Genomic DNA, 21,402 nt, shown 5'->3' with positions numbered 1-21,402 from the left:
CGCCCTGACCGACAGTCGCGTTCTGCGATGCCGCGCCGAGCGACAAGCGAGGCGCCCGGCCCAACGGAGCAAGAGCCCGCCAGGGCATGTAGCGAGGGCGGGAGCACCCCCGGTTCCCCAAAAACCCTAGGCTTCGGCCTTTTTCTCCCACCTGCCCGACTCTTCGGACCAGTATTGCGCCTTGCAGCCCGCACCGGTCAGCGCCTTCCACTGGCCGCGCGCGTGCTGCACCGCTTCAGGGTCTGTGCCGTCGAACAGGATGCACACTCGGTCAAGTGCCTCCACCTCTTCTGCCGCGACCTGCGCGCCATCGACCGCCATCACACACGATGCTTCATTGGGCGCATCTGCAACCGTCGTCAGCAGGATCGGCTGCAGCGCGTCATGCGCGCCGCCCGCCAGCCCGTGTGGCAGGAACCCGTCATCGGGGCCCAGCCAAAGTTTTTCGTCCAGCCATTCCAGCAGCCCGGGATCACCGCCCCGTACGGCAATCTTCCACCCCGCCTGACGTGCCTTACCCAATAAAACGGGCAAGGTCACCTCAAGCGGGTTGCGCGTCAGATGATAGAAATAGGCGGCTCCCATGCGCTTTACTCGAAATGGTCCTGCACCAGACGGCTGAGCGCCATCACACCCCAGCCGGTTGCACCTTTCGGTGCATAGTCGGTGTCGGATTTGACCGAGGCAACGCCGGCGATGTCCAGGTGAATCCAGGGCATGTCATCCTTGACGAACCGTTGCAGGAACTGTGCCGCGGTGATTGATCCTGCGGGCCGTCCGCCCACGTTTTTCATATCGGCAATGCGCGACTTGAGTTGATCGTCATAGGCTTGCCCCAAAGGCATCCGCCAGGCGCCTTCGTTCTCGTTGCCTGCGGCCTTGAGGAAAGCGTTGCAGAGCGCGTCGTCATTCGAGAAAACGCCAGCATTTTCATGGCCCAAGCCGATGATGATGGCCCCCGTCAGGGTGGCCAGGTCAATCATGCCCGCTGGCTTGAACCGGTCCTGCGCATACCACATTACGTCGCACAGAACCAAACGCCCCTCGGCGTCGGTATTGATGATCTCGACCGTGTCGCCCTTCATCGATTTGACCACATCGCCCGGACGGGTGGCGTTGCCCGAGGGCATGTTCTCCACGAGCCCGACCAGGCCCACCACATTGGCCTTAGCCTTGCGCAGAGCCAGCGCGCGCATAGCGCCTGCAACAACGCCCGCACCGCCCATGTCCATGGTCATATCTTCCATTCCGCCCGCTGGTTTCAGCGAGATGCCACCGGTGTCAAACACCACGCCCTTGCCAACCAGAGCCAGCGGCGCGGCGTCCTTTTCGCCGCCTTTCCAGTGCATGACGACCACTTTGGACGGGCTGTCCGAGCCCTGCCCAACGCTCAGCAGCGTGCGCATGCCCAGTTCGGCCAGCTTGTCCTCCTCCAGCACCTCGACCTCCAGCCCAATCGCCTCCATCTCTTTCAGACGGTCGGCAAATTCACTGGTGGTCAGCACGTTTGCAGGCTCGTTGACCAGATCGCGGGTCATGTGCACGCCCTCAGCTACAGCGCGCAGCGGAGCGTATGCGGTCTCAACCTCGTCGTGTTTGGTATGGGCGATCGTCACTGTTCCCACCGGATCGGCATCGGCCGATTTATGCGCGTCAAAGCTGTAGGCCCGCAGGGTCAGGCCCATGGCGACTTCCTGCGCGCGAACTTGGCTACCAGCCATCAATGTCAATGATGCTGTTCCGACCGTTTTAGCCAAAGCCGCGCCTGCCTTGCGTGCCTGAGTGGCATCCGCGCGGCGCGGCAGCACCAGTACGTCCAGCGCCTCGGCTGCCATGCCAGCAGGCCAGGCCAACGAGATCACCTGCCCCGGCTTTGCCTTCTCGAACTGTTCGCTTTCAACCAGGCGCGCCACCGCACCCTTGGTCAGGCGGTTGGCACGGCGCGCAGCCGGGTCCAATTTGCCCTCGGGCGGGAGAATGATGGCCACGCGCCCCTCTGCCGTGGCAATGGTGTCCAAGTCGACGGGCTGAAAACGGATATCGGTCAGGCTGCTCATTTGGGGCTCCTCTCAACATGTGGTTAGGCAACAGGTAGCCTGCCCACTGCATCTTGACCAGATAGCAGTTTTCCCCGGCCACCGAATCCCTTACAGTCTCGTGAAAACAACTTGGCAGGCTCCGGGGGGATCGCAGTGTCACGATACGACAGATACGTCCTGTCGCAATTTCTGCTGTTCTTCGGCTTCTTTGCACTGATTCTTGTTGCCGTGTTCTGGATCAACCGGGCCGTTGTCCTGTTCGACAAGTTGATTGGCGACGGACAATCGGCGTTTGTGTTTCTGGAATTCACCGCGCTCACCCTACCCAACCTGATCCGCATGGTGCTGCCGATGGCGGCTTTTGCGGCCTCGGTCTATGTCACCAACCGGCTGAACAATGACAGCGAACTGACGGTAATGCAGGCCACCGGATCGAGTCCCTGGCGACTGGCGCGTCCGGCGCTTGTCTTTGGTCTGATCTCGGCCACGATGATGAGCATCCTGACCCATGTTCTGTTGCCCGCGTCGATCAACCAATTGGCCGTGCGCGAGGCCGAGGTGGCGCGCAACGTCACCGCGCGCCTGCTGAGCGAAGGGAGCTTTTTGCACCCTGCCCCCGGCGTGACCTTCTACATTCGCCAGATCGACGCAGATGGAACCCTGAATGATGTCTTTCTGTCGGACCGGCGCGACCCGGAACAAACCGTCATCTATACTGGCGCTCGGGCCTTTCTGGTGCGCAATGGCGAGCAGAGCAATCTGATCATGGTGGATGGCCTGGCGCAGCGGATGGACATGAAAAGCAATCAGCTGTCGACCACGGTCTTTGCCGATTTTTCCTATGACATCAGCTCTTTGATCAAGCAGGACACCACCCGCAAACGCAACATCCGCGCCATCCCCACGCTCGAACTGATCCGGGCCCCTGGCCAAATCACCGAGGAAGAGGGCTATACCCCCGGTCAGCTGTCCGAGGAGTTGCACCTGCGCTTTGCCCGCGCTTTGATTTGCGTTGCCGTGACGTTGATCGGCTATTCATCATTGATGCTGGGCGGGTTTTCACGGTTCGGCGTCTGGCGACAGGCCTTGTTGGCCTTTGTCATGTTGGTGTTCCTCGAGGTGCTGCGCGGGGTCATGTCTGACCCGGTGCTGAAGAATGCAGACCTCTGGCCGCTGATCTATCTGCCCACGTTGGTGGGCCTCGGGATCGCCTGCCTGTTCATGCAATTCGCCTCTCGCCCCTTGTCGCTTCTGTTCAGGCGCTCCCCCAACACAGAGGCGGCAACATGATCCTGGATCGCTATTTCGCCCGCCGTTTCGTGCAAAGCTTCCTGGTCATTGGGGCGGTATTCCTGACGTTGATCCTGCTCATTGACCTGATCGAGCAGCTGCGCCGGTTCGAAGGTGTGGATGTCAGCTTTGGCCAGCTCGTCAGCCTGACGTTGCTGAACGCCCCTGCCGCGATCAGTGAGATCCTGCCCCTGCTGATGATTCTGTCGACCATCGTGCTGTTTGTAGGGCTGGCCCGCAGTTCCGAGCTGGTGGTGACCCGTGCCATTGGGCGGTCGGGCATTCGCGCGCTGGTGGCCCCTGTTGCGGTGGCCCTGGTGATTGGAGGGCTTGCCGTCACCACCTTGAACCCGATCGTGGCCGCCACGGCGGAACGCTATCAGCGGTTGGCCGACACCTATCGCACGGGTGGCCCTTCGGTCCTGTCCCTGAGCGGTGAAGGTTTGTGGCTGCGCCAGGGCAGCGCTGATGGGCAATCGGTCATTCACGCCACCGGTTTTGGCGGCGATGGCGTCACATTGTTTGGGGTCACCATCCTGAGCTATGCCAAAGATGGCGGCCCAACCCAGCAGATCATAGCCGAGAGCGCCCAGTTGCAGGACGATGTATGGCTGCTGAACAAGGTGAAGATCTGGCCACTGACCGGGGGCGTGAACCCCGAAACCAATGCTGAAGACTATGAAACGATCAAACTGCCCACGACCCTCACCCAAGACCGCATCCGTGACAGCCTGGGTCGTCGGGAAAGCATCTCGATCTACGATCTGCCTGACATGATAACGCAATTGGAACAGGCCGGGTTTTCCACCAAGCAGCATGAGGTCTGGCTCCAGGTCGAGCTGGCACGGCCGCTATTTCTGGTCGCGATGGTGCTGGTCGGGGCTGCGTTCACCATGCGGCATGCACGTTTTGGCGGCACCGGCGTGGCCGTGCTGGCCGCGGTTCTGCTGGGGTTTTCGCTCTACTTCATTCGCAATTTTGCTCAGATTCTGGGTGAAAACGGTCAGATCCCGGTGGCCCTGGCCGCATGGGCCCCACCGATTGCCGCGATCATGCTGACGCTTGGCCTGCTCTTGCATGCGGAGGACGGATGATGCGCCGTCTTCTGCCAGCACTAATGACAAGCGTTGCACTGATCGCGCCAGGTATTGCCAAAGCCCAAACCGCGCCAACAGACCAGACCCAGGAAGAAGTTAAACCCGCAATCCTGGTGGCAGATTCGGTGTTCATCACCCCCGATCGCCAGTTGATCGCCGAAGGCAACGTCGAGGCGTTCCAGGGAGACATGCGCTTGCGTGCCCGCAAGATCACCTTTGACCGCGAAAGCGGCAAATTGACTGTCGAAGGGCCCATTCGCATCGATCAAGGCGGTCAGGCGACCGTGCTGGCCAACTCCGGCGAGCTGGATGAAGGGTTGCAAAACGGCTTGTTGTCCGGCGCACGGCTGGTGTTTGATCAGCAGTTGCAGCTTGCTGCATTGCAGATGACCCGCGTTGGGGGTCGCTACACACAGCTTTACAAAACCGCTGTAACATCCTGCCATGTATGCGAAAATGGCAAGCCGCCCCTGTGGCAAATCCGGGCCAAGAAGGTCACGCACGACCAATTGGAACAGCAGCTGTACTTTGAAGAGGCGCAGTTCCGGGTTCTGGATGTGCCGATATTCTATTTCCCTGGCATTCGCTTGCCCGATCCGAACCTGAAACGAGCCACTGGGTTTTTGATCCCATCGGTTCGCACGACGTCGCAGTTGGGGACCGGAGTCAAGGTGCCCTATTTCTTCAAGCTGGGCGATCATGCCGACCTGACGTTGTCGCCCTATATCTCGTCCAAGACCAACACCCTGGATCTGCGGTATCGCCAGGCATTCAAACGCGGCCGGATCGAGATCGAAGGCGCCTTTACCCGTGACGATCTGGTTCCGAGCGAGGACCGCGGCTATGTTTTTGCCTTTGGTCAGTTTGACCTCAAGGACGACTTCAAACTGGAGTTCGACGTCAAAACCGCGTCAGACAACGCCTATCTGGCAGACTATGGGCTGCCAGATCTTGACCGTTTGCGCAGTGAGATTTCGCTCAGCCAGATCAAGCGCGATAGTGCGCTGCGGTTGGGGTACATCCATTACGAAACCCTGCGTGACAGCGAACCCGAGGACGAGATTCCCTCGGAGATCGTTGATATAAATTATCAAAAAAGGTACTTTCCTTCGCTGATCGGGGGTGAAGTTCGGCTGAGCTTTGATGGTCACGCGCATCAGCGGACATCAAATGCCGACATGGTGGGCCGTGATGTCGGCCGGGCAACGGCCGATGTGGAATGGATGCGCAGCTGGACGTTTGCGCAAGGTCTGCGTGCAGATTGGCGCATGGGCGCCTCGGCCGATGGCTTCAATACCTACAACGACTCCAGCTTTCCGTCCCGTGCAACCATCACCACACCACGGGCAGCTCTGACCCTGCGCTATCCGATGACACGTGCCATGGGCGACGGGTCGACGCATTTTCTGGAGCCGATTGCGCAAGTCAGCTGGTCCAAAGTGTCCGGCCCAACGGTGCCCAATGATGAAAGCGGCTTTGTCGAATTTGACCAGGGCAACCTGTTGGAACTGTCCCGTTTTCCCGCGCCTGACAGGCGCGAAAATGGCGCATCAGCTGTGGTTGGCCTGAACTGGGCGCGCTACGCCCCGGCGGGGTGGCAGGCCTCGGCCACCGTAGGTCAGGTATTCCGCGAATCCGCTGATCCCAATTTCTCGAAGACCTCGGGATTGAGCGGCACGTCGTCCGACATCTTGTTGGCGGGGCAGTTCAAGTTGGACCAAGGCCTGGCATTGACCGCACGCGGGCTTCTCAACAACTCGCTCAACTTTTCCAAGGCCGAGCTGCGCGGTGATTGGTCGAGCCAGCGCACGTCCATTGCCGGATCGTACCTTTGGTTGGGTCGCGATCCAGCCGAGAACCGCACATTGGCCGTGTCCGAGTTCTGGTTTGACGGCAACTATAAGGTCAATCCGAATTGGACCGCTTCGGCCAACCTGCGGTATGATATCGAAGACAGCCGTGCCACGCGTGCGGGTGTCGGGCTGGTCTATCAAAATGAATGCGTAACGGTTAACCTCACGCTCAACAGGCGCTATACCTCATCGACAAGTGTTGAACCGTCGACTGATTTCGGCTTTAGCATTGCGTTGAACGGGTTCGCGGTTGCGAGCGGAAATAAAGAATACAGGCGATCATGCAGAAATTCCTGACCCCCCGAATGAACCCACTGAGAAGAGTTCTTCGACACTGGTCGAAACCGATTTGCCTGATGGCAACGGTGGGCCTGCTCGGACTGGCGTCGGAACCTGCTTCATCGCAAAATCTGTTTGCGCCTGCGATTCAGATCAACCAAGAGGTCATTACCCGCTTCGAGCTGCAACAGCGCGAATTGTTTCTGGAAGTCCTGCGCTTTCCTGGAAACCCGACCGAAGTGGCCCGAAAGGGGCTGATTGAGGATCGTTTGCGCCAACAGGCCATGAAAGAAGCAGGGTTTGAGGTGCCGCCCGAAGGTATTCAACAGGGCATCGATCAATTTGCCTCTCAAGGCAACATGTCGCCCGAAGAGTTCATTCAGGCCCTGGGCCAGGCAGGCATATCCGAAGAAACCGTCAGAGACTTCATTGAGGTGCAATTGGGCTGGCGCGACTATATCTCGGCCCGTTTCCTGTCGCGCGCGCGTCCGACCGATGCCGAAATCGACCGTGCTCTTGGACGCGGCAGCGGCGGCGGTATTCGCGTGTTGCTTTCTGAGGTGATCATTCCCGTAACCCCGCAAACGGTCGATCAGGTGGATGAAGTTGCCCAGCAGATCGCATCGCTGAAAACGTATGATGACTTTTCACAGGCGGCAGCCCAGTTTTCTGCGTCAGACACCCGCAACAATGGTGGACGGATGAACTGGCTGGCTATCAGCAGCCTGCCCCCAGCCTTGCAGCCCTTGATTCTGGCTCTGAACCCTGGCGAGATCACAGACCCAATCGCTCTGCCCAATGCGGTTGCACTGTTTCAAATGCGCGGCATCCAAGAGATTGCGACCGGTACACCGCGCTACAGCAGCATCGAATACGCCACGTATTTTCTGGCAGGCGGCCGTTCGGCTGAAGCACTGTCCGCTGCGGGACAGATTGCGCGTTCCATCGACACCTGTGACGACCTGTACGGTGTCGCCAAAGGTCAGCCTGAAACCGTATTGGACAGGGTGACCGCCAAGCCGTCTGAAATTCCGCAGGACATTGCGCTTGAACTGGCAAAATTGGACCCGGGTGAAACATCAACAGCGCTGACCCGCAACAATGGTCAGACGCTAGTGCTGTTGATGCTGTGCAACCGCACCGCTGATCTGGCTCAGGATGCCAGCCGCGAAGAGATTGCCAATGCATTGACCCAACAGCGTCTGCAATCCTTCGCAGAAAGCCTGTTGGCTCAGCTCAAGGCCGACGCGCAGATTACCGAGAAATGACCCGACCCATCGCGCTTAGCTGCGGCGATCCGTCGGGCATAGGTCCCGAGATCGCCGTTGCAGCCTGGGCGCGGCTGCGTCAGGACTGCCCCTTTGTTTGGCTCGGCGATCCACGCCACCTGCCCTTGGGCACCACTTTTCAGGTCCTCTCCGACCCTGCTGACGCACACGACGTTGCTGCGACCGCCCTTCCGGTGTTGGAGATCCCTTTTGCAGCCCCAGCAACCGCGGGGTCACCGGCGCCAGAGAATGCCGCTGGCGTCATTGCATCCATCGAGGCCGGCGTGCAGCTTGTGATCTCAGGCCAAGCCTCTGCCCTCTGCACCGCCCCGATCCACAAAAAGGCGCTGATTGACGGCGCCGGGTTTGCCTACCCTGGCCATACCGAGTTTCTGGCCGCCTTGGCCGGGGTTGACCGCGTGGTCATGATGCTGGCCAGCGAACAGCTGCGCGTGGTTCCCGCCACCATTCACATCGCGCTCAGCGATGTCCCACAGGCGCTGACGCCCGAGCTGCTGAGCCGGACCATTGCGATTACAGCACATGGACTGCGCCGCCAATTCGGCATCACCCATCCCCGGATCGCCATCGCCGGGTTGAACCCCCATGCAGGTGAAGGCGGCGCCATGGGGCATGAGGAAGGCGACTGGATCGCCGCCCTGATCGAGAAACTGGCCCAGGATGATACCGTGACCCTGACGGGCCCTCACCCGGCCGACACCCTGTTTCACGCCGCAGCCCGCGCCCGTTATGACGCCGCGATCTGCATGTATCACGATCAGGCCCTGATCCCGATCAAGACGCTGGATTTCGACCGTGGGGTGAATGTGACACTGGGCCTGCCGTTCATCCGCACCTCGCCTGATCACGGCACCGCATTTGACATCGCGGGCCAAGGTCTTGCCAATCCAACCTCGCTGATCGAGGCGCTGAAGATGGCGCAACGCATGGCGGACAGCGCCTGATCGCGCCAAATTTGCGCCAGAGTCGCAAAAGCGCTGGCCTTTCCCCCGGCCAAGGCACTACATCATCCTCATGAGCGCCATCGACACTCTTCCCCCGCTGCGCGAGGTCATCGCGACCCATCAGCTGTCTGCCCGCAAATCTTTGGGGCAGAACTTTCTGCTGGATTTGAACCTGACCGCCAAAATCGCGCGCCAGGCGGGTGATCTCACGGGATGTGACGTGCTGGAAATCGGCCCCGGCCCCGGCGGTCTGACACGGGGTCTTTTGTCCGAGGGGGCGCGCAAGGTTCTGGCGTTGGAAAAAGACACGCGCTGCATGCCCGCCCTGCAAGAGATCGCCGAGGCCTATCCCGGCCGACTTGAGGTGATCAACGGCGATGCGCTGGAGATCAACCCGCTCGAACACCTGACGCCACCCGTGCGGATCGCAGCCAACCTGCCCTACAACGTGGGCACCGAGTTGCTGGTGCGCTGGCTGACGCCGCCGAACTGGCCACCGTTCTGGCAAAGCTTGACGCTGATGTTTCAGCGTGAGGTTGCCGAACGGATCGTGGCGCAGCCGGGCTCCAAGGCCTACGGGCGGCTGGCGATCCTGTCGCAATGGCGCGCTGACGCCCGCATCGCGCTGTCGCTGCCACCGGGTGCCTTTACCCCGCCCCCCAAAGTGTCGAGCGCAGTTGTGCATCTGACCGCACTGCCCGAACCCCGTTTCCCTGCTGACGCAGCCATCCTAAGCCGTGTCGTCGCTGCCGCCTTCAATCAACGCCGCAAGATGCTGCGGGCTGCGCTCAAGGGGGTAACGCCAGGGATCGAAGACCATTTGGTCGCCGCTGGCATCAAACCCACAGAGCGTGCCGAACAGATTTCGCTGGAGGCATTCTGTGCTTTGGCCCGCGAAATTGAGAATTCCTGAACAAGAATTCACTTTAATTTTGCACCACTACATCCTGCAAAACAAAGATAAAGAAACGACTTGAACCAACACACGAAGACGTGAGTTGAGTGTGATCGCCCTTTCGTGAACCAATTGGTCCACCAATTAAGGAACTGATTGGTTCACTAAGGGAGGAACACATGAAACATCTGATATTGGGCGCGGTCTGCGCCCTGGCCATGGCATTTGGCTCGACAACTGTGCAAGCCGCCGATGACTACACCGACCATGTGGTCAACTCGACCAGTCGGGGTTTGGCAATGGACGGTTTTGACCCCGTCGCCTATTTCGTCGAAGGCAAACCCGCCAAGGGCAATCAGGCCTTCCGCGCCGATCACAAGGGACGGACCTGGTTGTTTGCCAGCACGAAAAACCGCAACACCTTTCTGGCGGCGCCCGACAGCTATGCCCCGCAAAACAACGGCTGGTGCGCTTGGGCTGTTGCACATGGCTATGCGGCAGAGGTTGATTTCATAGACGGCTGGTTCATCGCCGAGGACAAGCTTTACGTGACCTGGTCGGCGGATGTGAAAGAGCGTTTCCTGAAAGACAAAGACGCCTTGTTGGCCCAATCCCAGGCCAATTGGGACAACGTTCACGCTGGCCTGCAGGACGGGTCTGTCAAATTCGTGGCCCATTCACAACGCCCCAACCTGGGCTTCATCCACCCGCAGCAATTGCCCGAAAGCTAAGATGATGGGGTGATTGCCTGCGCTCCCGAACGCACCTAAGCTCGCCCCGATCAGCGCCCGATCCCAGTGGTCGGGCGCTCCTATGAACAACGAGACCACTTATGAGCCGACCCAGACAATTCGATGAAACCGAAGCCATCGAAGGCGCGATGATCATCTTTTGGAAACGGGGCTTTGCCGGAACCAACATGCCCGACCTGTTGGATGCGATGTCCCTGACACGCGGGTCTTTTTACAAGGCATTCGAAGACAAGCATTCGGTCTACTTGCGGGCCTTGGATCACTATGATCAGACTCGCATGGCGCGGGCCCTTTCTGAAATGGGTGATAAGCGGAACGGAACGGCCCGCGACCGGTTGCTGGCGTTTTTTCTGCGCACCGAATACCACCCGGCCAAACCGGCCCGCAAAGTGGGGTGTTTCCTCTGCAACGCGCTTGTTGAAATGGCCCCGTTCGACACGACCTGTGCGACACGCTGCGCAGATATCTCGACACGTCTGCATCAGGCGTTGATGTCTGTGCTGTATGAGATGATGCCCGAGGGCGATCCCGCCCCGATCAAGCGTAAGGCAACTGCCCTGCAGCGGCTCTATCTTGGCTCGCACGCCATGGGACGCATGGGAGCCTCGTTTGATGAATGGTCGCAGATGCTCGACGAGATCGTTTGAACACGCTCATGCGGGCCGTATCGCGCCATCCACCCCCTTAACTCCGCCCACGCCTCGCCCGCGTGCTGCGGTGACGCGCCGCGCGCAGCGCGGCGCCCGGCCCAACCAGAGGAGTTGTCCCGCAAGGGACATCGACGATGGGCGGGAGTGCTCCGAACACTAATCCAAACCCCAGCCCAACAAACGACTGACGCTCCAAAGCCACCGGCCTTGGAGCGTCAGGTCATTCACTGTCACTGGAAGCCAGACGCTTACTCGGCGGCCTCGGGCGCATCCCCGGATGGGGCCGGATCTGCAGGCGCTTCGGGAGCGGCCTCTGCCTTGGGTTTGCGTGGCGCACGGGGGCGGCGTGGTTTCTTTGGCTTGGCCTCCGCCGGTTCGGCTTGGGATTTGCTTTCGGGCGTTTCAACCAGACCGTTGTCGTCGTCCTTGCCCGTGTCGCCCATGTCCAGGACATCCGGTTGCGGCGCTTCGGCCGGGTCTTTGGGTGCCTCCGCTGCGACGGTTTCACGCTCCTGGCGTTCGGCGCGCTCGCGGTCCCGCTCGGCCTGACGCTCACGGTTCTGGCGCTCCTGCTCTTCGCGACGGGCCTCTTGCTCGCGTTGCGCTTCGCTCAGCATACGCAAGTAATGTTCTGCGTGCTGTTGGAAGTTTTCGGTCGCAACCCGATCGTTGCTCAGCTGCGCATCGCGCGCCAACTGGTTGTATTTGTCGATAATCTGCTGCGGCGTGCCGCGCACCTTGCCTTCAGGGCCAGAGCTGTCAAACACACGGTTGACGACGTTGCCACCAGAGGGCCGGTTGCGGTTGTTCTTGGACCGCGAACGGGATTTGGAAGATCTCATCTTACTTTACGTCAGCCTTGTCATTACCTGTCGATTGTCCCGTTTGACGCCTCTTGCGTTCATTTACCGCCGGGTGATCGACTTTTTTGGGCTTGGTGTCCGGCGTGAGCTGCAAAGCATCAACCGCCAAGACACCTCTGAGTAAACATGTCCTGCCGGTTCACACAAGGGGTTGCTGGCATTTTTTGCGGGTTTTTCACGTCGATTGGCACATTTCAGCCGCATGTTCCGACTTCAAGCGATTGATCGTCCACCAACGACCCTGTCACGACCGTCCAGATCCTGCATCACTGTGACATCGATCAGGCCGACCTGGCGGAACATATCGGCCACGGCTCGACCTTGCGTCGGTCCGATTTCAACCAGGACACGGCCCCCAGGCGTCAGAAAATCGCACACCCGGGCCGAGATCCTGCGATACGCTTCGAGCCCGTCGCCATAATCCGTCAATGCCATTTCCGGCTCATGCTCACGCACCTCAACCGCCAGACCCGGCATTTCGTCCATCGCGATATAAGGCGGGTTGGACACGATCAGGTCATAGTGGCCGGTGATAGCTTCGAACCAGTTGGAGCGGACGATCTGCGCCCGCGCCTCGACCCGGTGCAGCACCGCATTGGCGCTGGCTTGCAAACAGGCCGCCTCGCTCAGATCTGCCCCAACCCCGCAGGCATTGGGCATTTCCGCCAGCAAGGTCACCAGGATACAGCCCGACCCCACGCCCAAATCCAGTACCTGGTCAAAGGGCTGCGACAGAGCGGCTTCGATCAGAGTTTCGGTTTCCGGTCTGGGATCAAGCACATCACCGCTAACCTTGAAGCGGCGGCCATAAAATTCGCGCTCGCCCAACAGATGTGAAACCGGCACCCGGATGGCGCGCAAGGCAATCAGCTGGTCATAGCGTTCGCCGATGTCCGGGTCCAATTCCTCGGGCGCGATCAGGGTCACGCGGCTCGCCTCTATGCGGGCCGCGTGTGCCAACAAGACACGCGCGTCGCGGGCCGGGTCCGGAACCCCTGCCGCCCTAAGGCGGGCAGTTGCGGCGACCATGGCCTGGGCAGCTGTCGGCGCTTCGGTCACTGTCCCATCTCGGCCAGCATGCGGGCCTGATCGTCGGCGGTCAGCGCGTCGATCACCTCGTCCAGATCCCCCTGCATCACCTGATCCAGCTTGTAGAGCGTCAGGTTGATCCGGTGATCGGTCATGCGACCCTGCGGGAAGTTGTATGTACGGATGCGTTCCGAGCGATCGCCCGAGCCAACCTGGCTGGCGCGATCCGCCGAGCGTTCGCTGTCGATCCGCTGACGCTCCTGATCATAGAGCCGTGTTTTCAGCACCTGCATCGCAATCTCGCGGTTGCGATGTTGGGACTTCTCGGAACTGGTGACGACGATACCCGACGGGATATGGGTGATCCGCACCGCCGAATCGGTGGTGTTGACGTGCTGCCCCCCTGCGCCCGAGCTGCGCATGGTGTCGATCCGGATGTCATTTGCGTCGATCTGAATATCCACATCTTCGGCCTCGGGCAGGACCGCCACCGTTGCCGCTGAGGTGTGAATGCGCCCGCCGCTTTCGGTTGTGGGCACCCGCTGCACACGGTGCACACCGGATTCGTATTTCATCCGGGCAAAGACGCCCTCACCCTTGATGTGGGCCACCACTTCTTTGATGCCACCCAATTCGGTGGCCTGCTCTTCGATGATCTCGAACTTCCATCCGCGCGCCTCGGCGTGACGCTGATACATTCGCAGCAGATCCCCGGCGAACAAGGCTGCCTCATCCCCACCCGTGCCAGGGCGGATTTCCAGCATGGCTGGGCGTGCATCAGCGGCATCCTTGGGCAAGAGCGTCAACTGCAAGGCGTGTTCCGCGACGGGCAGTTGCTCTTTCAGCGCCGGGATCTCTTCCTCGGCCAGTTCACGCATGTCAGGGTCATCCAGCATCGCCTCGGCCTCGGCCAGATCGGCGTTCAACTGACGCCAGGCGGCGATCTGTTCAACCACGGGCTTAAGGTCGGAATACTCCTTGGCCAGCGCGGCGATATCACCACCTGCAGCGCCATCGGCCATCGCGGCCTCAAGAAATTGAAACCGTTGCGTGATTTGTTCTAGGCGATCTTCAGGAACCATTTGGCGGGTGTCCGATATCACAGCGCGTTGGTCAAGAGGCAAGCCTGTGCTAGACTTGGGCCATGACCCGAATTTTGATGTTGTTCTTCGCCCTAAGCTCACCTGTCGCCGCCGATGTTGTCGGGCCAGGCGGCAAGGTGCAGGACTGCTATTGCACCGACACATCCGGCACGCGCATCGAACTGGGGGAAACCATCTGCCTGCAGGTCGATGGTCGCATGTTCATGGCCCAATGCCAGATGTCGCTAAACGTACCGATGTGGCGCGAAGTGCAAGAGGGCTGTCTTTCGTCGCAGGCCAAGCCACCACAGATGTCACCCGCCCCCTGGGCCAAAGCCGGTTGATCAAAGGCGATCCCAGGCCGTCAGGTTGAGCTTTCTCTGTTTCATGTAGAAATACCCGGCCATCATAAGGCCAAACAGAACACCAGCAAAAAGACTGGTTGCGATCATGATGTGCGGATGCAGGCCAGTGTAGCGCCAGGCCGCGAAATACATCAAACCACCCCAAACCGGGCTGAAATAGGCAGCAGTGCCCACGAAATTCCGCAGAAACGAACGATAAAGAGGCGGAATGGGTTCAAACCCAAGCTTTTGAAACAGCCGAAACAGCCAGGGCAATCTAGCGTGTCTTTCAGCCCCTCTGACACGCAATTCCTGTTGGGACCTATCCAGTTTCTGCTGATAAGGCGTTTTCAACCAGTGCCACCTTCTTGAGTCTACGGCTGAAAACTGACCTAGTTCGCGGTGCTTGGCAACAGCTGCAACCAGCCGTCAACCCGCTTGCGATTTACCCCCATGTCCGAGCGACCAAAGCGCAGGCGACCATAGATGCGCAGGGTGTCACCATCCTGTTGCGCAGTGGTGTAGTCGGGAAAGCCCATGACTTTGCTGCGCGAGATATAGGTGACCATCCCCTCGTCAACCGACCCTGCCAGAACGCGGGTTGTCGCATCTGCCTGAACAATCGCGTTGAACTTTTTCAATCCAAGCTGGCCTGCCTGAACAACACGCACGACGCCGCCTTTCAGGTCCTTGTCGGCGTCACCCTTGGGCGCGACATGCCAACGAGCCGGATCGCTGGGGGCAAGACGAATGAACGCCATGCCAAGGATCATCAGTGCCAGCAGTACCCAAACAACAGTCATCGCGCGTCTCATCTATGGTCCAGATCAACAGGTTCCCAGGACACTAGGGCACAATCGACGTCAAAACACGCCTATCGTGACGTCACCCCCGGCAGCATACAGAGCAATTCGTACAACAGATTGGCTGCCGTCAGTGCCGTATTTCCCGATGTGTCATAAGGCGGCGAAACCTCGACAAGGTCGCAGCCGACGATGTTGAGACCTTTCAGAGCATGGATCAATTCCAACGCCTGCGGCGTTGTCAGCCCACCAATTTCGGGCGTTCCCGTACCAGGGGCATAGGCCGGGTCCAGACTGTCGATGTCATAGGTCACATAAACCGGGCGGTCACCGATGTCGCGGCGAATTTCCGCCCCAAGGGGTGCCAAAGAGCGATGCCAAAGCTCATGCGCCGGGAAATGCTGGAACCCCCACCCCTGCGCCTCGGTGAAATCGCTGGCGGCATAGCCCGAGCCGCGGATACCGATCTGATAGGTCTTGTCGGCCTGAATGAGCCCTTCTTCATAAGCGCGGCGGAACACGGTGCCATGGGTTTCGCGCTCGCCAAACATCTCGTCGTTCACATCGGCATGGGCGTCCACATGGACCAGGGCCACGGGGCCATGTTTGCCCGCAATCGCGCGCAGGATCGGCAAGGTAATCGAATGATCGCCCCCCATCGCCACCGGGATCAGATCGTGGGTCAGGATACCGTCATAGCTGTCCTTGATGATCTTCAGGCTTTCCGCCAGCGAAAAGGTGTTGATCGCCAGATCGCCGATGTCCGCAATCTGCAAACTGTCGAACGGCGCGGCACCCGTGGCCATGTTATAGGGCCGGATCATCGCACTCTCAGCGCGTATCTGTTTGGGTCCGAACCGGGTGCCAGACCGCCACGAGGTGCCCACATCCTGCGGAATGCCCAGAACCGCCACATCCAACCCGTCCAGGCTGTCTGCCTGCGGCAAGCGCATGAAAGTGTTCGGCCCGGAAAACCGCGCCAGATCGTTGCCGCTGATGGGTTGGTTGAAATTGCTCATCGTTTCACCTGTGCTTTGCCTTTTCAGTAGCGCAACCTATGCGTGCTGTACCAGCGGTTTATGCGCGCCTATTTGGTCAATTTGTTCCAACCCAGCAGACAGATGATCTGGGTCGCCACATGAGCCCCGGCGATCGCCGTCGCCCCGGATGTGTCATAGGGCGGCGAGACTTCGACCACATCACCACCCTTGATATTGATCCCGGCAATATCGCGCAGAATGATCGCCGCCTGAATGGACGTGATCCCACCCCAAACCGGCGTGCCAGTGCCCGGGGCAAAGGCCGGGTCCAGCCCGTCGATGTCAAAGCTCAGGTAAACCGGATTGTTGCCCAGAATGCCCTTGATCTTTTGTGCCACGGCGGCCGGGCCGCTCTCATAGACCTCGCGCGCGTCGATGATGTTGACGCCAAGCGTGTCCTCATTGTGGGTGCGAATGCCCACCTGGACCGAGCGTTCGGGGTCCACGATCCCCGACTTCACCGCCTTGTAGAACATGGTGCCATGATCGACGCGGTCCATGTCGTCATCGGCCCAGGTGTCGGTGTGGGCATCAAATTGCAACAGCGACATCGGCCCGTATTTCTCGGCATAGGCTTTCAGTATCGGAAAGCTGATGTAGTGATCGCCGCCCAAGGTGACCGAGGCGACGTCTTCCTTCAGGATCTCCCGAATATGATCTGTCAGCGTAGCGGGAAAGGCAGGCACATTGGCATAGTCATAAGCCATGTCGCCATAATCCACGATGGCCAGCTCGCTGAGCGCATCAAAGGGCCAGCCATAAGGCGCGTCGGGGGATTGCAGCGCACTCGCCTCGCGGATCGCGCGCGGACCCAAACGGGTGCCGGGGCGGTTGGTCACGGCCTGATCAAACGGCACGCCGGTGACGGCAATGTCCACCCCGGTCAGATCCTTGGTATACAGCCGTCGCAGGAAAGAGGTCGCCCCTCCAAACGTGTTCTCAAAGGACAGGCCCTTGAGGTCCGGGTTGGTGAACGCCTCGTCCACTTGGGTTTTTGCATCTTCCAAAGCCATGATCTGACGCCCTTTTGAGTGTCGGGGTGGGTGGGTGGGCGACGCTCAAAAGGGCGTCTTCCCACATCTCTTACTGGGAAACCGGCTGTGCCGTTTCCACGATCCGAGCAAAAAACGACGCCCCGATGGGCGCTACCTCGTCGTTGAAGTTGTATTTGGGATGATGCAGCCCGGCGCTCTCGCCCTGCCCCAGGAACAGATAGGCCCCAGGACGCGCATTCAGCATATAGGAAAAATCCTCGGCCCCCATCTCGCGGCCGGCATCGGCCACAACCTTGCCTTCACCAACGACTTCACGAGCAACCCCTGCGGCAAACCCCGCCTTGGAGGCATCGTTGATCGTCGCGGGGTAACCCACGTCATAGACCAACTCGGCCTCGACACCGTAACTCACCGCCTGCCCGGCCACGATCTGCTCCATCCGCTCCATGACCATCTTCTGCACCGCAGGATCGAATGTCCGCACGGTGCCATTGATATAGGCGGTATCGGGAATGACGTTGTCGACCGTCCCGGTGTGTATCTGCGTCACCGACACCACCAGATCATCGAGCGCATAGTGGTTCCGGCTCACGATGGTCTGGATCGCCTGGGCAATGCCACAGGCCGCCATCACCGGATCGCGGGTTTCATGCGGCATCGCCCCATGCCCGCCCTTGCCCTGGATGTGAATGTCAAACGTGTCAACGGCCGCCATGATCGGCCCAGGCGTGGTAAAGAACGTCCCCTCATCGGTGCCGGGCGCGTTGTGCAGCGCATAGACCTGAGTGATCGAAAACCGTTCCATGATGCCCTCTTGCACCATCACGTCGGCACCACCGCCTGCTTCTTCGCCCGGCTGAAAGATCAGCGCCACGCGACCCGCAAAATTTCGCGTCTCAGCCAGGTACCGCGCCGCACCCAGCAGCATCGTGGTGTGCCCGTCATGACCACAGGCGTGCATCTTGCCCGGGTGGGTCGAGGCATAGTCCAATCCCGTTTCTTCTGTGATCGGCAAGGCATCCATGTCCGCGCGCAACCCAATCGTCGCCCCCGGCTCGCGTCCATTGATGATCGCCACGATCCCTGTTTGGGCAATTCCTTCGTGTAACTCGTCCACTCCGAACTCCCGCAGACGCTCGGCGACAAAACCCGCGGTCTGGTGGCATTCCAGCTCCAATTCGGGGATGGTATGCAGATGCTGACGCCAGGTTGCCATGTCAGCGGCAAAGTCGGCGATGCGGTTCACGATGGGCATATGGTCTGGACTCCTGTGGAAAGGTGCGGAATGGATGCATCTGACACCGGAATGAAAGCCGCCGCAATGCCCGAAACCCCTCTGATCCACGACTCTGACGCAGGGATAGAGCGCCTGTTGGAAATCATGCGCCGTCTGCGCGACCCGGAAACGGGCTGTCCGTGGGACGTCGAGCAGAATTTTGCAACCATCGCACCCTATACAATCGAAGAGGCCTATGAGGTCGCCGACGCCATCGAACGAGAGGCCTGGGATGAGCTCAAGGGTGAGTTGGGCGATTTGCTGTTCCAATCGGTGTTTCACGCGCAGATGGCGCAAGAGGCAGGGCATTTCACCTTTCAAGACGTGGTGCGCACCATGTCCGACAAGATGGTCAGCCGCCACCCTCATGTCTTCGGCGACGAATCCAACGCCAAATCCGCCGACCAGCAAACCGCCGATTGGGAACAGATCAAAGCAGCCGAACGTGCCGGCAAAGAACAGAAAGGCGCACTTGATGGCGTGGCTCCCAATCTGCCCGCCCTGCTGCGCGCGCTGAAACTGCAAAAACGCGCCGCCCGCGTTGGGTTCGATTGGCCCGATGCCAGTAACGTGCTGGCCAAGATCACCGAAGAGGCCGCCGAACTGGTCGAGGCGCGCGACAACCTGGACGCAGACGCGATGGAAGATGAGTTTGGCGATCTCTTGTTTGTCATGGTCAACCTCGGCCGCCATCTGGGGGTTGAGCCGGAGACCGCCCTGCGCCGCACCAATGCCAAGTTCACCCGGCGGTTCGAAACGGTCGAGGCCGAATTGACCAATCGCGGTAAAACCCCGCAAACCTCAACACTCGAAGAGATGGACGCCCTTTGGGATCTGGCCAAGGCCCGCGAAAACAACGCTCGATGATCCCTTCACCCTTTTTCAAATACTCCCGGGGAGTCGCAAAGCGACGGGGGCAGAGCCCCCACCCTGACCAACATCGGAGCCACCCATGACCGCCCGCAAAATCATCATCGACACCGACCCCGGCCAGGACGACGCGGTGGCCATCCTTCTGGCACTGGCCAGCCCCGAAGAGATTGACGTTCTGGGCATCACTGCCGTGGCCGGCAACGTACCCCTGCCACTGACCCAGAAAAACGCGCGCATCGTCTGTGAACTGGCCGGGAAAACCGACGTGCCCGTCTATGCAGGCTGTGACGCGCCGCTTAACCGCAAACTGGTCACTGCCGAACATGTTCATGGCAAAACCGGTCTGGACGGTCCCACTCTGCCAGACCCGCAGATGCCTCTGACCGAGGGGCACGCGGTGGATTTCATAATCGACACATTGCGCGGCCATGATGCAGGCACCGTCACGCTGTGCCCCTTGGGGCCACTCACCAACATCGCGACGGCCTTTCAAAAAGCCCCCGACATCGTCGAAAAGGTGCAGGAAATCGTGCTGATGGGGGGGGCTTATTTCGAGGTCGGAAACATCACCCCCGCAGCTGAATTCAACATATACGTCGACCCCGAAGCCGCTGATATCGTGTTCAAATCTGGCGCGCCGATTGTGGTCATGCCGCTTGATGTAACGCACAAGGCGCTGGTCACCAAACCCCGCAACGACGCCTTCCGTGCTCTTGGCACCGAACCGGGCATCGCCGTGGCCGAAATGACCGATTTCTTCGAGCGCTTCGACAAGGAAAAATATGGCTCCGTAGGCGCCCCGCTGCATGACCCCTGTGTCACCGCCTACCTTATCAAACCAGAGCTGTTCACAGGTCGACATATCAACGTCGAGGTTGAAACCGGGTCTGGGCTGACCCTCGGCATGACAGTGGCCGATTGGTGGCGCGTCACGGATCGCGCGCCCAATGCCATGTTCATGGGCGATCTGGATGCTGATGGCTTTTTCAACCTGCTGACCGAACGTCTGGCCCGATTGTGAGCTTGATTGTCGCCCCTGACCCCAAATGGCCGGTTCAAGCCCAGGCCGAGGCTGATCGTTGGCGGGCGCTGGAATTGCCGGGGCTGGTGACAATCCATCATATTGGTTCGACCTCGGTTCCCGGCCTGCCTGCCAAACCGATCATCGACCTGCTGCCCGTTTTCGAAACGACAGACGCCTGCGACGCTGTTCAGACCCGGATCGAGAGCATTGGCTATGAATGGCTTGGCGAGTTTGGCCTGCCCGGTCGGCGCTATGTCCGCCTGATCGACCCGGACACGGGCAAACGTCTGTTTCACGCTCATTGCTATGCGCAAGGCTCTGCCGAAATCACCCGGCATCTGGCCTTGCGCGATGTGCTCAGGGACAATGCGCCCTTGCGTGCGGCCTATACCTCTGTCAAAGCCCGATGTGCAGCTTTGCACCCCGGCGATCACCAGGCCTATGGCGCCTGCAAGGCAGACTGGATCGACAAGGCGGAAACCAAGGCCCTGGAGCACTATTCATGAGCGCAGCCCTGCACCTCGCCCGCCCTGAAGACATCGAACGTCTGCTGGGTTTGGTGGCCGCATTTCACAAAGAGGAAGGGTTGGAGAGCACCGACGAGGCCCGTTACGCCGCGCTGATCCCCCTGCTCGAAGGCATACCGCATGGCTGTATCTATCTGATCGGCCCGGCCCGCGCGCCTTTGGGTTATGTCATCGTCACCTTTGGCTGGTCGGTCGAGTTTGGCGGCATGGACGGGTTCGTCGACGAGATCTACATCCGCCCCGCCGTGCGCGGACGCGGAATTGCGACCGAAGTCCTGATCCAACTCCCCAAGGCGCTTGCCACTGCTGGCCTGACCGCGCTGCATCTGGAGGTCGAACGCGAGAACGAGACCGCGCAGCGGCTCTATACCCGCACCGGGTTTCGACCGCGCGAGCGTTACATGCTGATGAGCAAGACGCTCTGACGCGTTCAATTCGGACAATTTTTCCCGCGCTTT

General features: G+C 60.0%; 23 protein-coding genes. 13 read left to right on the top strand and 10 right to left on the bottom strand.

Annotated elements, in window-relative coordinates; genetic code table 11:
* Positions 1–126 precede the first annotated feature (126 nt).
* Both TRM7615_RS15850 and TRM7615_RS15845 read right to left on the bottom strand, forming a co-directional pair.
* On the bottom strand, positions 127–585 hold the full coding sequence (locus tag TRM7615_RS15850; RefSeq protein ID WP_108789275.1) for a DNA polymerase III subunit chi: 459 nt from the start codon (positions 583–585) through the stop codon (positions 127–129).
* A 5-nt stretch (positions 586–590) separates the two neighbouring features.
* Positions 591–2,057 (bottom strand): leucyl aminopeptidase, encoded by a 1,467-nt coding sequence (locus TRM7615_RS15845; protein ID WP_108789273.1) that lies wholly within the window; start codon positions 2,055–2,057, stop codon positions 591–593.
* A 135-nt stretch (positions 2,058–2,192) separates the two neighbouring features.
* Between TRM7615_RS15845 and lptF the strand changes: the two genes are divergently transcribed.
* From lptF to TRM7615_RS15805, 8 genes are all read left to right on the top strand, one after another.
* Positions 2,193–3,329, top strand: a complete 1,137-nt coding sequence (gene lptF, locus TRM7615_RS15840; RefSeq protein ID WP_108789604.1) for an LPS export ABC transporter permease LptF — start codon at positions 2,193–2,195, stop codon at positions 3,327–3,329.
* Positions 3,326–4,423 carry an LPS export ABC transporter permease LptG gene (lptG, locus tag TRM7615_RS15835; protein ID WP_108789271.1) on the top strand — a complete coding sequence of 366 codons (1,098 nt, stop codon included), beginning with the start codon at positions 3,326–3,328 and terminating at the stop codon, positions 4,421–4,423. The genes lptF and lptG overlap by 4 nt, the downstream gene beginning before the upstream one ends.
* Positions 4,423–6,576, top strand: coding sequence for an LPS-assembly protein LptD (locus tag TRM7615_RS15830; RefSeq protein ID WP_108789269.1), 2,154 nt, complete (start codon positions 4,423–4,425; stop codon positions 6,574–6,576). The genes lptG and TRM7615_RS15830 overlap by 1 nt, the downstream gene beginning before the upstream one ends.
* Before the next feature lie 59 nt (positions 6,577–6,635).
* Positions 6,636–7,826 carry a peptidylprolyl isomerase gene (locus TRM7615_RS15825; protein WP_108789267.1) on the top strand — a complete coding sequence of 397 codons (1,191 nt, stop codon included), beginning with the start codon at positions 6,636–6,638 and terminating at the stop codon, positions 7,824–7,826.
* Positions 7,823–8,791, top strand: a complete 969-nt coding sequence (gene pdxA / locus TRM7615_RS15820; protein ID WP_108789265.1) for a 4-hydroxythreonine-4-phosphate dehydrogenase PdxA — start codon at positions 7,823–7,825, stop codon at positions 8,789–8,791. The genes TRM7615_RS15825 and pdxA overlap by 4 nt, the downstream gene beginning before the upstream one ends.
* A gap of 70 nt (positions 8,792–8,861) precedes the next feature.
* Positions 8,862–9,704 (top strand): 16S rRNA (adenine(1518)-N(6)/adenine(1519)-N(6))-dimethyltransferase RsmA, encoded by an 843-nt coding sequence (gene rsmA, locus TRM7615_RS15815; protein ID WP_108789263.1) that lies wholly within the window; start codon positions 8,862–8,864, stop codon positions 9,702–9,704.
* A 161-nt stretch (positions 9,705–9,865) separates the two neighbouring features.
* On the top strand, positions 9,866–10,417 hold the full coding sequence (locus tag TRM7615_RS15810; protein ID WP_108789261.1) for a YHS domain-containing (seleno)protein: 552 nt from the start codon (positions 9,866–9,868) through the stop codon (positions 10,415–10,417).
* A gap of 101 nt (positions 10,418–10,518) precedes the next feature.
* On the top strand, positions 10,519–11,085 hold the full coding sequence (locus TRM7615_RS15805; RefSeq protein WP_108789259.1) for a TetR/AcrR family transcriptional regulator: 567 nt from the start codon (positions 10,519–10,521) through the stop codon (positions 11,083–11,085).
* 251 nt (positions 11,086–11,336) lie between these two features.
* Here the strand turns inward: TRM7615_RS15805 and TRM7615_RS15800 are convergent, their stop codons facing one another.
* The 3 genes from TRM7615_RS15800 to prfA all read right to left on the bottom strand — a co-directional run bounded on the left by TRM7615_RS15800 (position 11,337) and on the right by prfA (position 14,062).
* Positions 11,337–11,930 carry a DUF4167 domain-containing protein gene (locus TRM7615_RS15800; RefSeq protein WP_108789257.1) on the bottom strand — a complete coding sequence of 198 codons (594 nt, stop codon included), beginning with the start codon at positions 11,928–11,930 and terminating at the stop codon, positions 11,337–11,339.
* Between the two features lie 234 nt (positions 11,931–12,164).
* On the bottom strand, positions 12,165–12,980 hold the full coding sequence (gene prmC, locus TRM7615_RS15795) for a peptide chain release factor N(5)-glutamine methyltransferase (protein WP_108789602.1): 816 nt from the start codon (positions 12,978–12,980) through the stop codon (positions 12,165–12,167).
* Between the two features lie 26 nt (positions 12,981–13,006).
* Positions 13,007–14,062 carry a peptide chain release factor 1 gene (gene prfA, locus TRM7615_RS15790; protein WP_108789255.1) on the bottom strand — a complete coding sequence of 352 codons (1,056 nt, stop codon included), beginning with the start codon at positions 14,060–14,062 and terminating at the stop codon, positions 13,007–13,009.
* A 62-nt stretch (positions 14,063–14,124) separates the two neighbouring features.
* Between prfA and TRM7615_RS15785 the strand changes: the two genes are divergently transcribed.
* Positions 14,125–14,406 (top strand): hypothetical protein, encoded by a 282-nt coding sequence (locus TRM7615_RS15785; RefSeq protein WP_108789253.1) that lies wholly within the window; start codon positions 14,125–14,127, stop codon positions 14,404–14,406.
* Here the strand turns inward: TRM7615_RS15785 and TRM7615_RS15780 are convergent, their stop codons facing one another.
* From TRM7615_RS15780 to TRM7615_RS15760, 5 genes are all read right to left on the bottom strand, one after another.
* Positions 14,407–14,760 (bottom strand): DUF6404 family protein, encoded by a 354-nt coding sequence (locus TRM7615_RS15780; RefSeq protein WP_222850540.1) that lies wholly within the window; start codon positions 14,758–14,760, stop codon positions 14,407–14,409. It abuts the gene before it with no gap.
* Positions 14,761–14,798: 38 nt separating this feature from the next.
* On the bottom strand, positions 14,799–15,209 hold the full coding sequence (locus TRM7615_RS15775; protein WP_235824113.1) for a DUF1499 domain-containing protein: 411 nt from the start codon (positions 15,207–15,209) through the stop codon (positions 14,799–14,801).
* 71 nt (positions 15,210–15,280) lie between these two features.
* Entirely contained in the window at positions 15,281–16,228 is a 948-nt protein-coding gene (gene speB, locus TRM7615_RS15770) for an agmatinase (RefSeq protein WP_108789247.1), read from the bottom strand.
* Between the two features lie 68 nt (positions 16,229–16,296).
* Positions 16,297–17,262 (bottom strand): agmatinase, encoded by a 966-nt coding sequence (speB, locus tag TRM7615_RS15765; RefSeq protein WP_108789245.1) that lies wholly within the window; start codon positions 17,260–17,262, stop codon positions 16,297–16,299.
* Positions 17,263–17,332: 70 nt separating this feature from the next.
* Entirely contained in the window at positions 17,333–18,499 is a 1,167-nt protein-coding gene (locus tag TRM7615_RS15760) for a M20 aminoacylase family protein (protein WP_108789243.1), read from the bottom strand.
* A gap of 66 nt (positions 18,500–18,565) precedes the next feature.
* Between TRM7615_RS15760 and mazG the strand changes: the two genes are divergently transcribed.
* From mazG to TRM7615_RS15740, 4 genes are all read left to right on the top strand, one after another.
* Positions 18,566–19,387, top strand: a complete 822-nt coding sequence (mazG, locus tag TRM7615_RS15755) for a nucleoside triphosphate pyrophosphohydrolase (RefSeq protein WP_108789599.1) — start codon at positions 18,566–18,568, stop codon at positions 19,385–19,387.
* An 85-nt stretch (positions 19,388–19,472) separates the two neighbouring features.
* Positions 19,473–20,414 carry a nucleoside hydrolase gene (locus TRM7615_RS15750; RefSeq protein WP_108789241.1) on the top strand — a complete coding sequence of 314 codons (942 nt, stop codon included), beginning with the start codon at positions 19,473–19,475 and terminating at the stop codon, positions 20,412–20,414.
* Positions 20,411–20,923, top strand: coding sequence for a GrpB family protein (locus TRM7615_RS15745; RefSeq protein ID WP_108789239.1), 513 nt, complete (start codon positions 20,411–20,413; stop codon positions 20,921–20,923). Before TRM7615_RS15750 ends, TRM7615_RS15745 begins: the two co-directional genes overlap by 4 nt.
* Positions 20,920–21,369, top strand: a complete 450-nt coding sequence (locus TRM7615_RS15740) for a GNAT family N-acetyltransferase (protein ID WP_108789237.1) — start codon at positions 20,920–20,922, stop codon at positions 21,367–21,369. The genes TRM7615_RS15745 and TRM7615_RS15740 overlap by 4 nt, the downstream gene beginning before the upstream one ends.
* Positions 21,370–21,402 lie beyond the last annotated feature (33 nt).

This window comes from Falsiruegeria mediterranea M17 (genome assembly GCF_900302455.1).
Lineage (GTDB): Bacteria > Pseudomonadota > Alphaproteobacteria > Rhodobacterales > Rhodobacteraceae > Falsiruegeria > Falsiruegeria mediterranea.
This window is presented reverse-complemented; position numbering and strand designations above follow the sequence as displayed.

Coding starts and splice junctions, on each gene's coding strand:
- TRM7615_RS15850 (WP_108789275.1), bottom strand. CDS start 585: ATGGGAGCCGCCTATTTCTATCATCTGACGCGCAACCCGCTTGAGGTG.
- TRM7615_RS15845 (WP_108789273.1), bottom strand. CDS start 2,057: ATGAGCAGCCTGACCGATATCCGTTTTCAGCCCGTCGACTTGGACACC.
- lptG (WP_108789271.1), top strand. CDS start 3,326: ATGATCCTGGATCGCTATTTCGCCCGCCGTTTCGTGCAAAGCTTCCTG.
- TRM7615_RS15830 (WP_108789269.1), top strand. CDS start 4,423: ATGCGCCGTCTTCTGCCAGCACTAATGACAAGCGTTGCACTGATCGCG.
- TRM7615_RS15825 (WP_108789267.1), top strand. CDS start 6,636: ATGGCAACGGTGGGCCTGCTCGGACTGGCGTCGGAACCTGCTTCATCG.
- pdxA (WP_108789265.1), top strand. CDS start 7,823: ATGACCCGACCCATCGCGCTTAGCTGCGGCGATCCGTCGGGCATAGGT.
- rsmA (WP_108789263.1), top strand. CDS start 8,862: ATGAGCGCCATCGACACTCTTCCCCCGCTGCGCGAGGTCATCGCGACC.
- TRM7615_RS15810 (WP_108789261.1), top strand. CDS start 9,866: ATGAAACATCTGATATTGGGCGCGGTCTGCGCCCTGGCCATGGCATTT.
- TRM7615_RS15805 (WP_108789259.1), top strand. CDS start 10,519: ATGAGCCGACCCAGACAATTCGATGAAACCGAAGCCATCGAAGGCGCG.
- TRM7615_RS15800 (WP_108789257.1), bottom strand. CDS start 11,930: ATGAGATCTTCCAAATCCCGTTCGCGGTCCAAGAACAACCGCAACCGG.
- prmC (WP_108789602.1), bottom strand. CDS start 12,980: ATGGTCGCCGCAACTGCCCGCCTTAGGGCGGCAGGGGTTCCGGACCCG.
- prfA (WP_108789255.1), bottom strand. CDS start 14,062: ATGGTTCCTGAAGATCGCCTAGAACAAATCACGCAACGGTTTCAATTT.
- TRM7615_RS15785 (WP_108789253.1), top strand. CDS start 14,125: ATGACCCGAATTTTGATGTTGTTCTTCGCCCTAAGCTCACCTGTCGCC.
- TRM7615_RS15775 (WP_235824113.1), bottom strand. CDS start 15,209: ATGACTGTTGTTTGGGTACTGCTGGCACTGATGATCCTTGGCATGGCG.
- speB (WP_108789247.1), bottom strand. CDS start 16,228: ATGAGCAATTTCAACCAACCCATCAGCGGCAACGATCTGGCGCGGTTT.
- speB (WP_108789245.1), bottom strand. CDS start 17,262: ATGGCTTTGGAAGATGCAAAAACCCAAGTGGACGAGGCGTTCACCAAC.
- TRM7615_RS15760 (WP_108789243.1), bottom strand. CDS start 18,499: ATGCCCATCGTGAACCGCATCGCCGACTTTGCCGCTGACATGGCAACC.
- mazG (WP_108789599.1), top strand. CDS start 18,566: ATGCCCGAAACCCCTCTGATCCACGACTCTGACGCAGGGATAGAGCGC.
- TRM7615_RS15750 (WP_108789241.1), top strand. CDS start 19,473: ATGACCGCCCGCAAAATCATCATCGACACCGACCCCGGCCAGGACGAC.
- TRM7615_RS15740 (WP_108789237.1), top strand. CDS start 20,920: ATGAGCGCAGCCCTGCACCTCGCCCGCCCTGAAGACATCGAACGTCTG.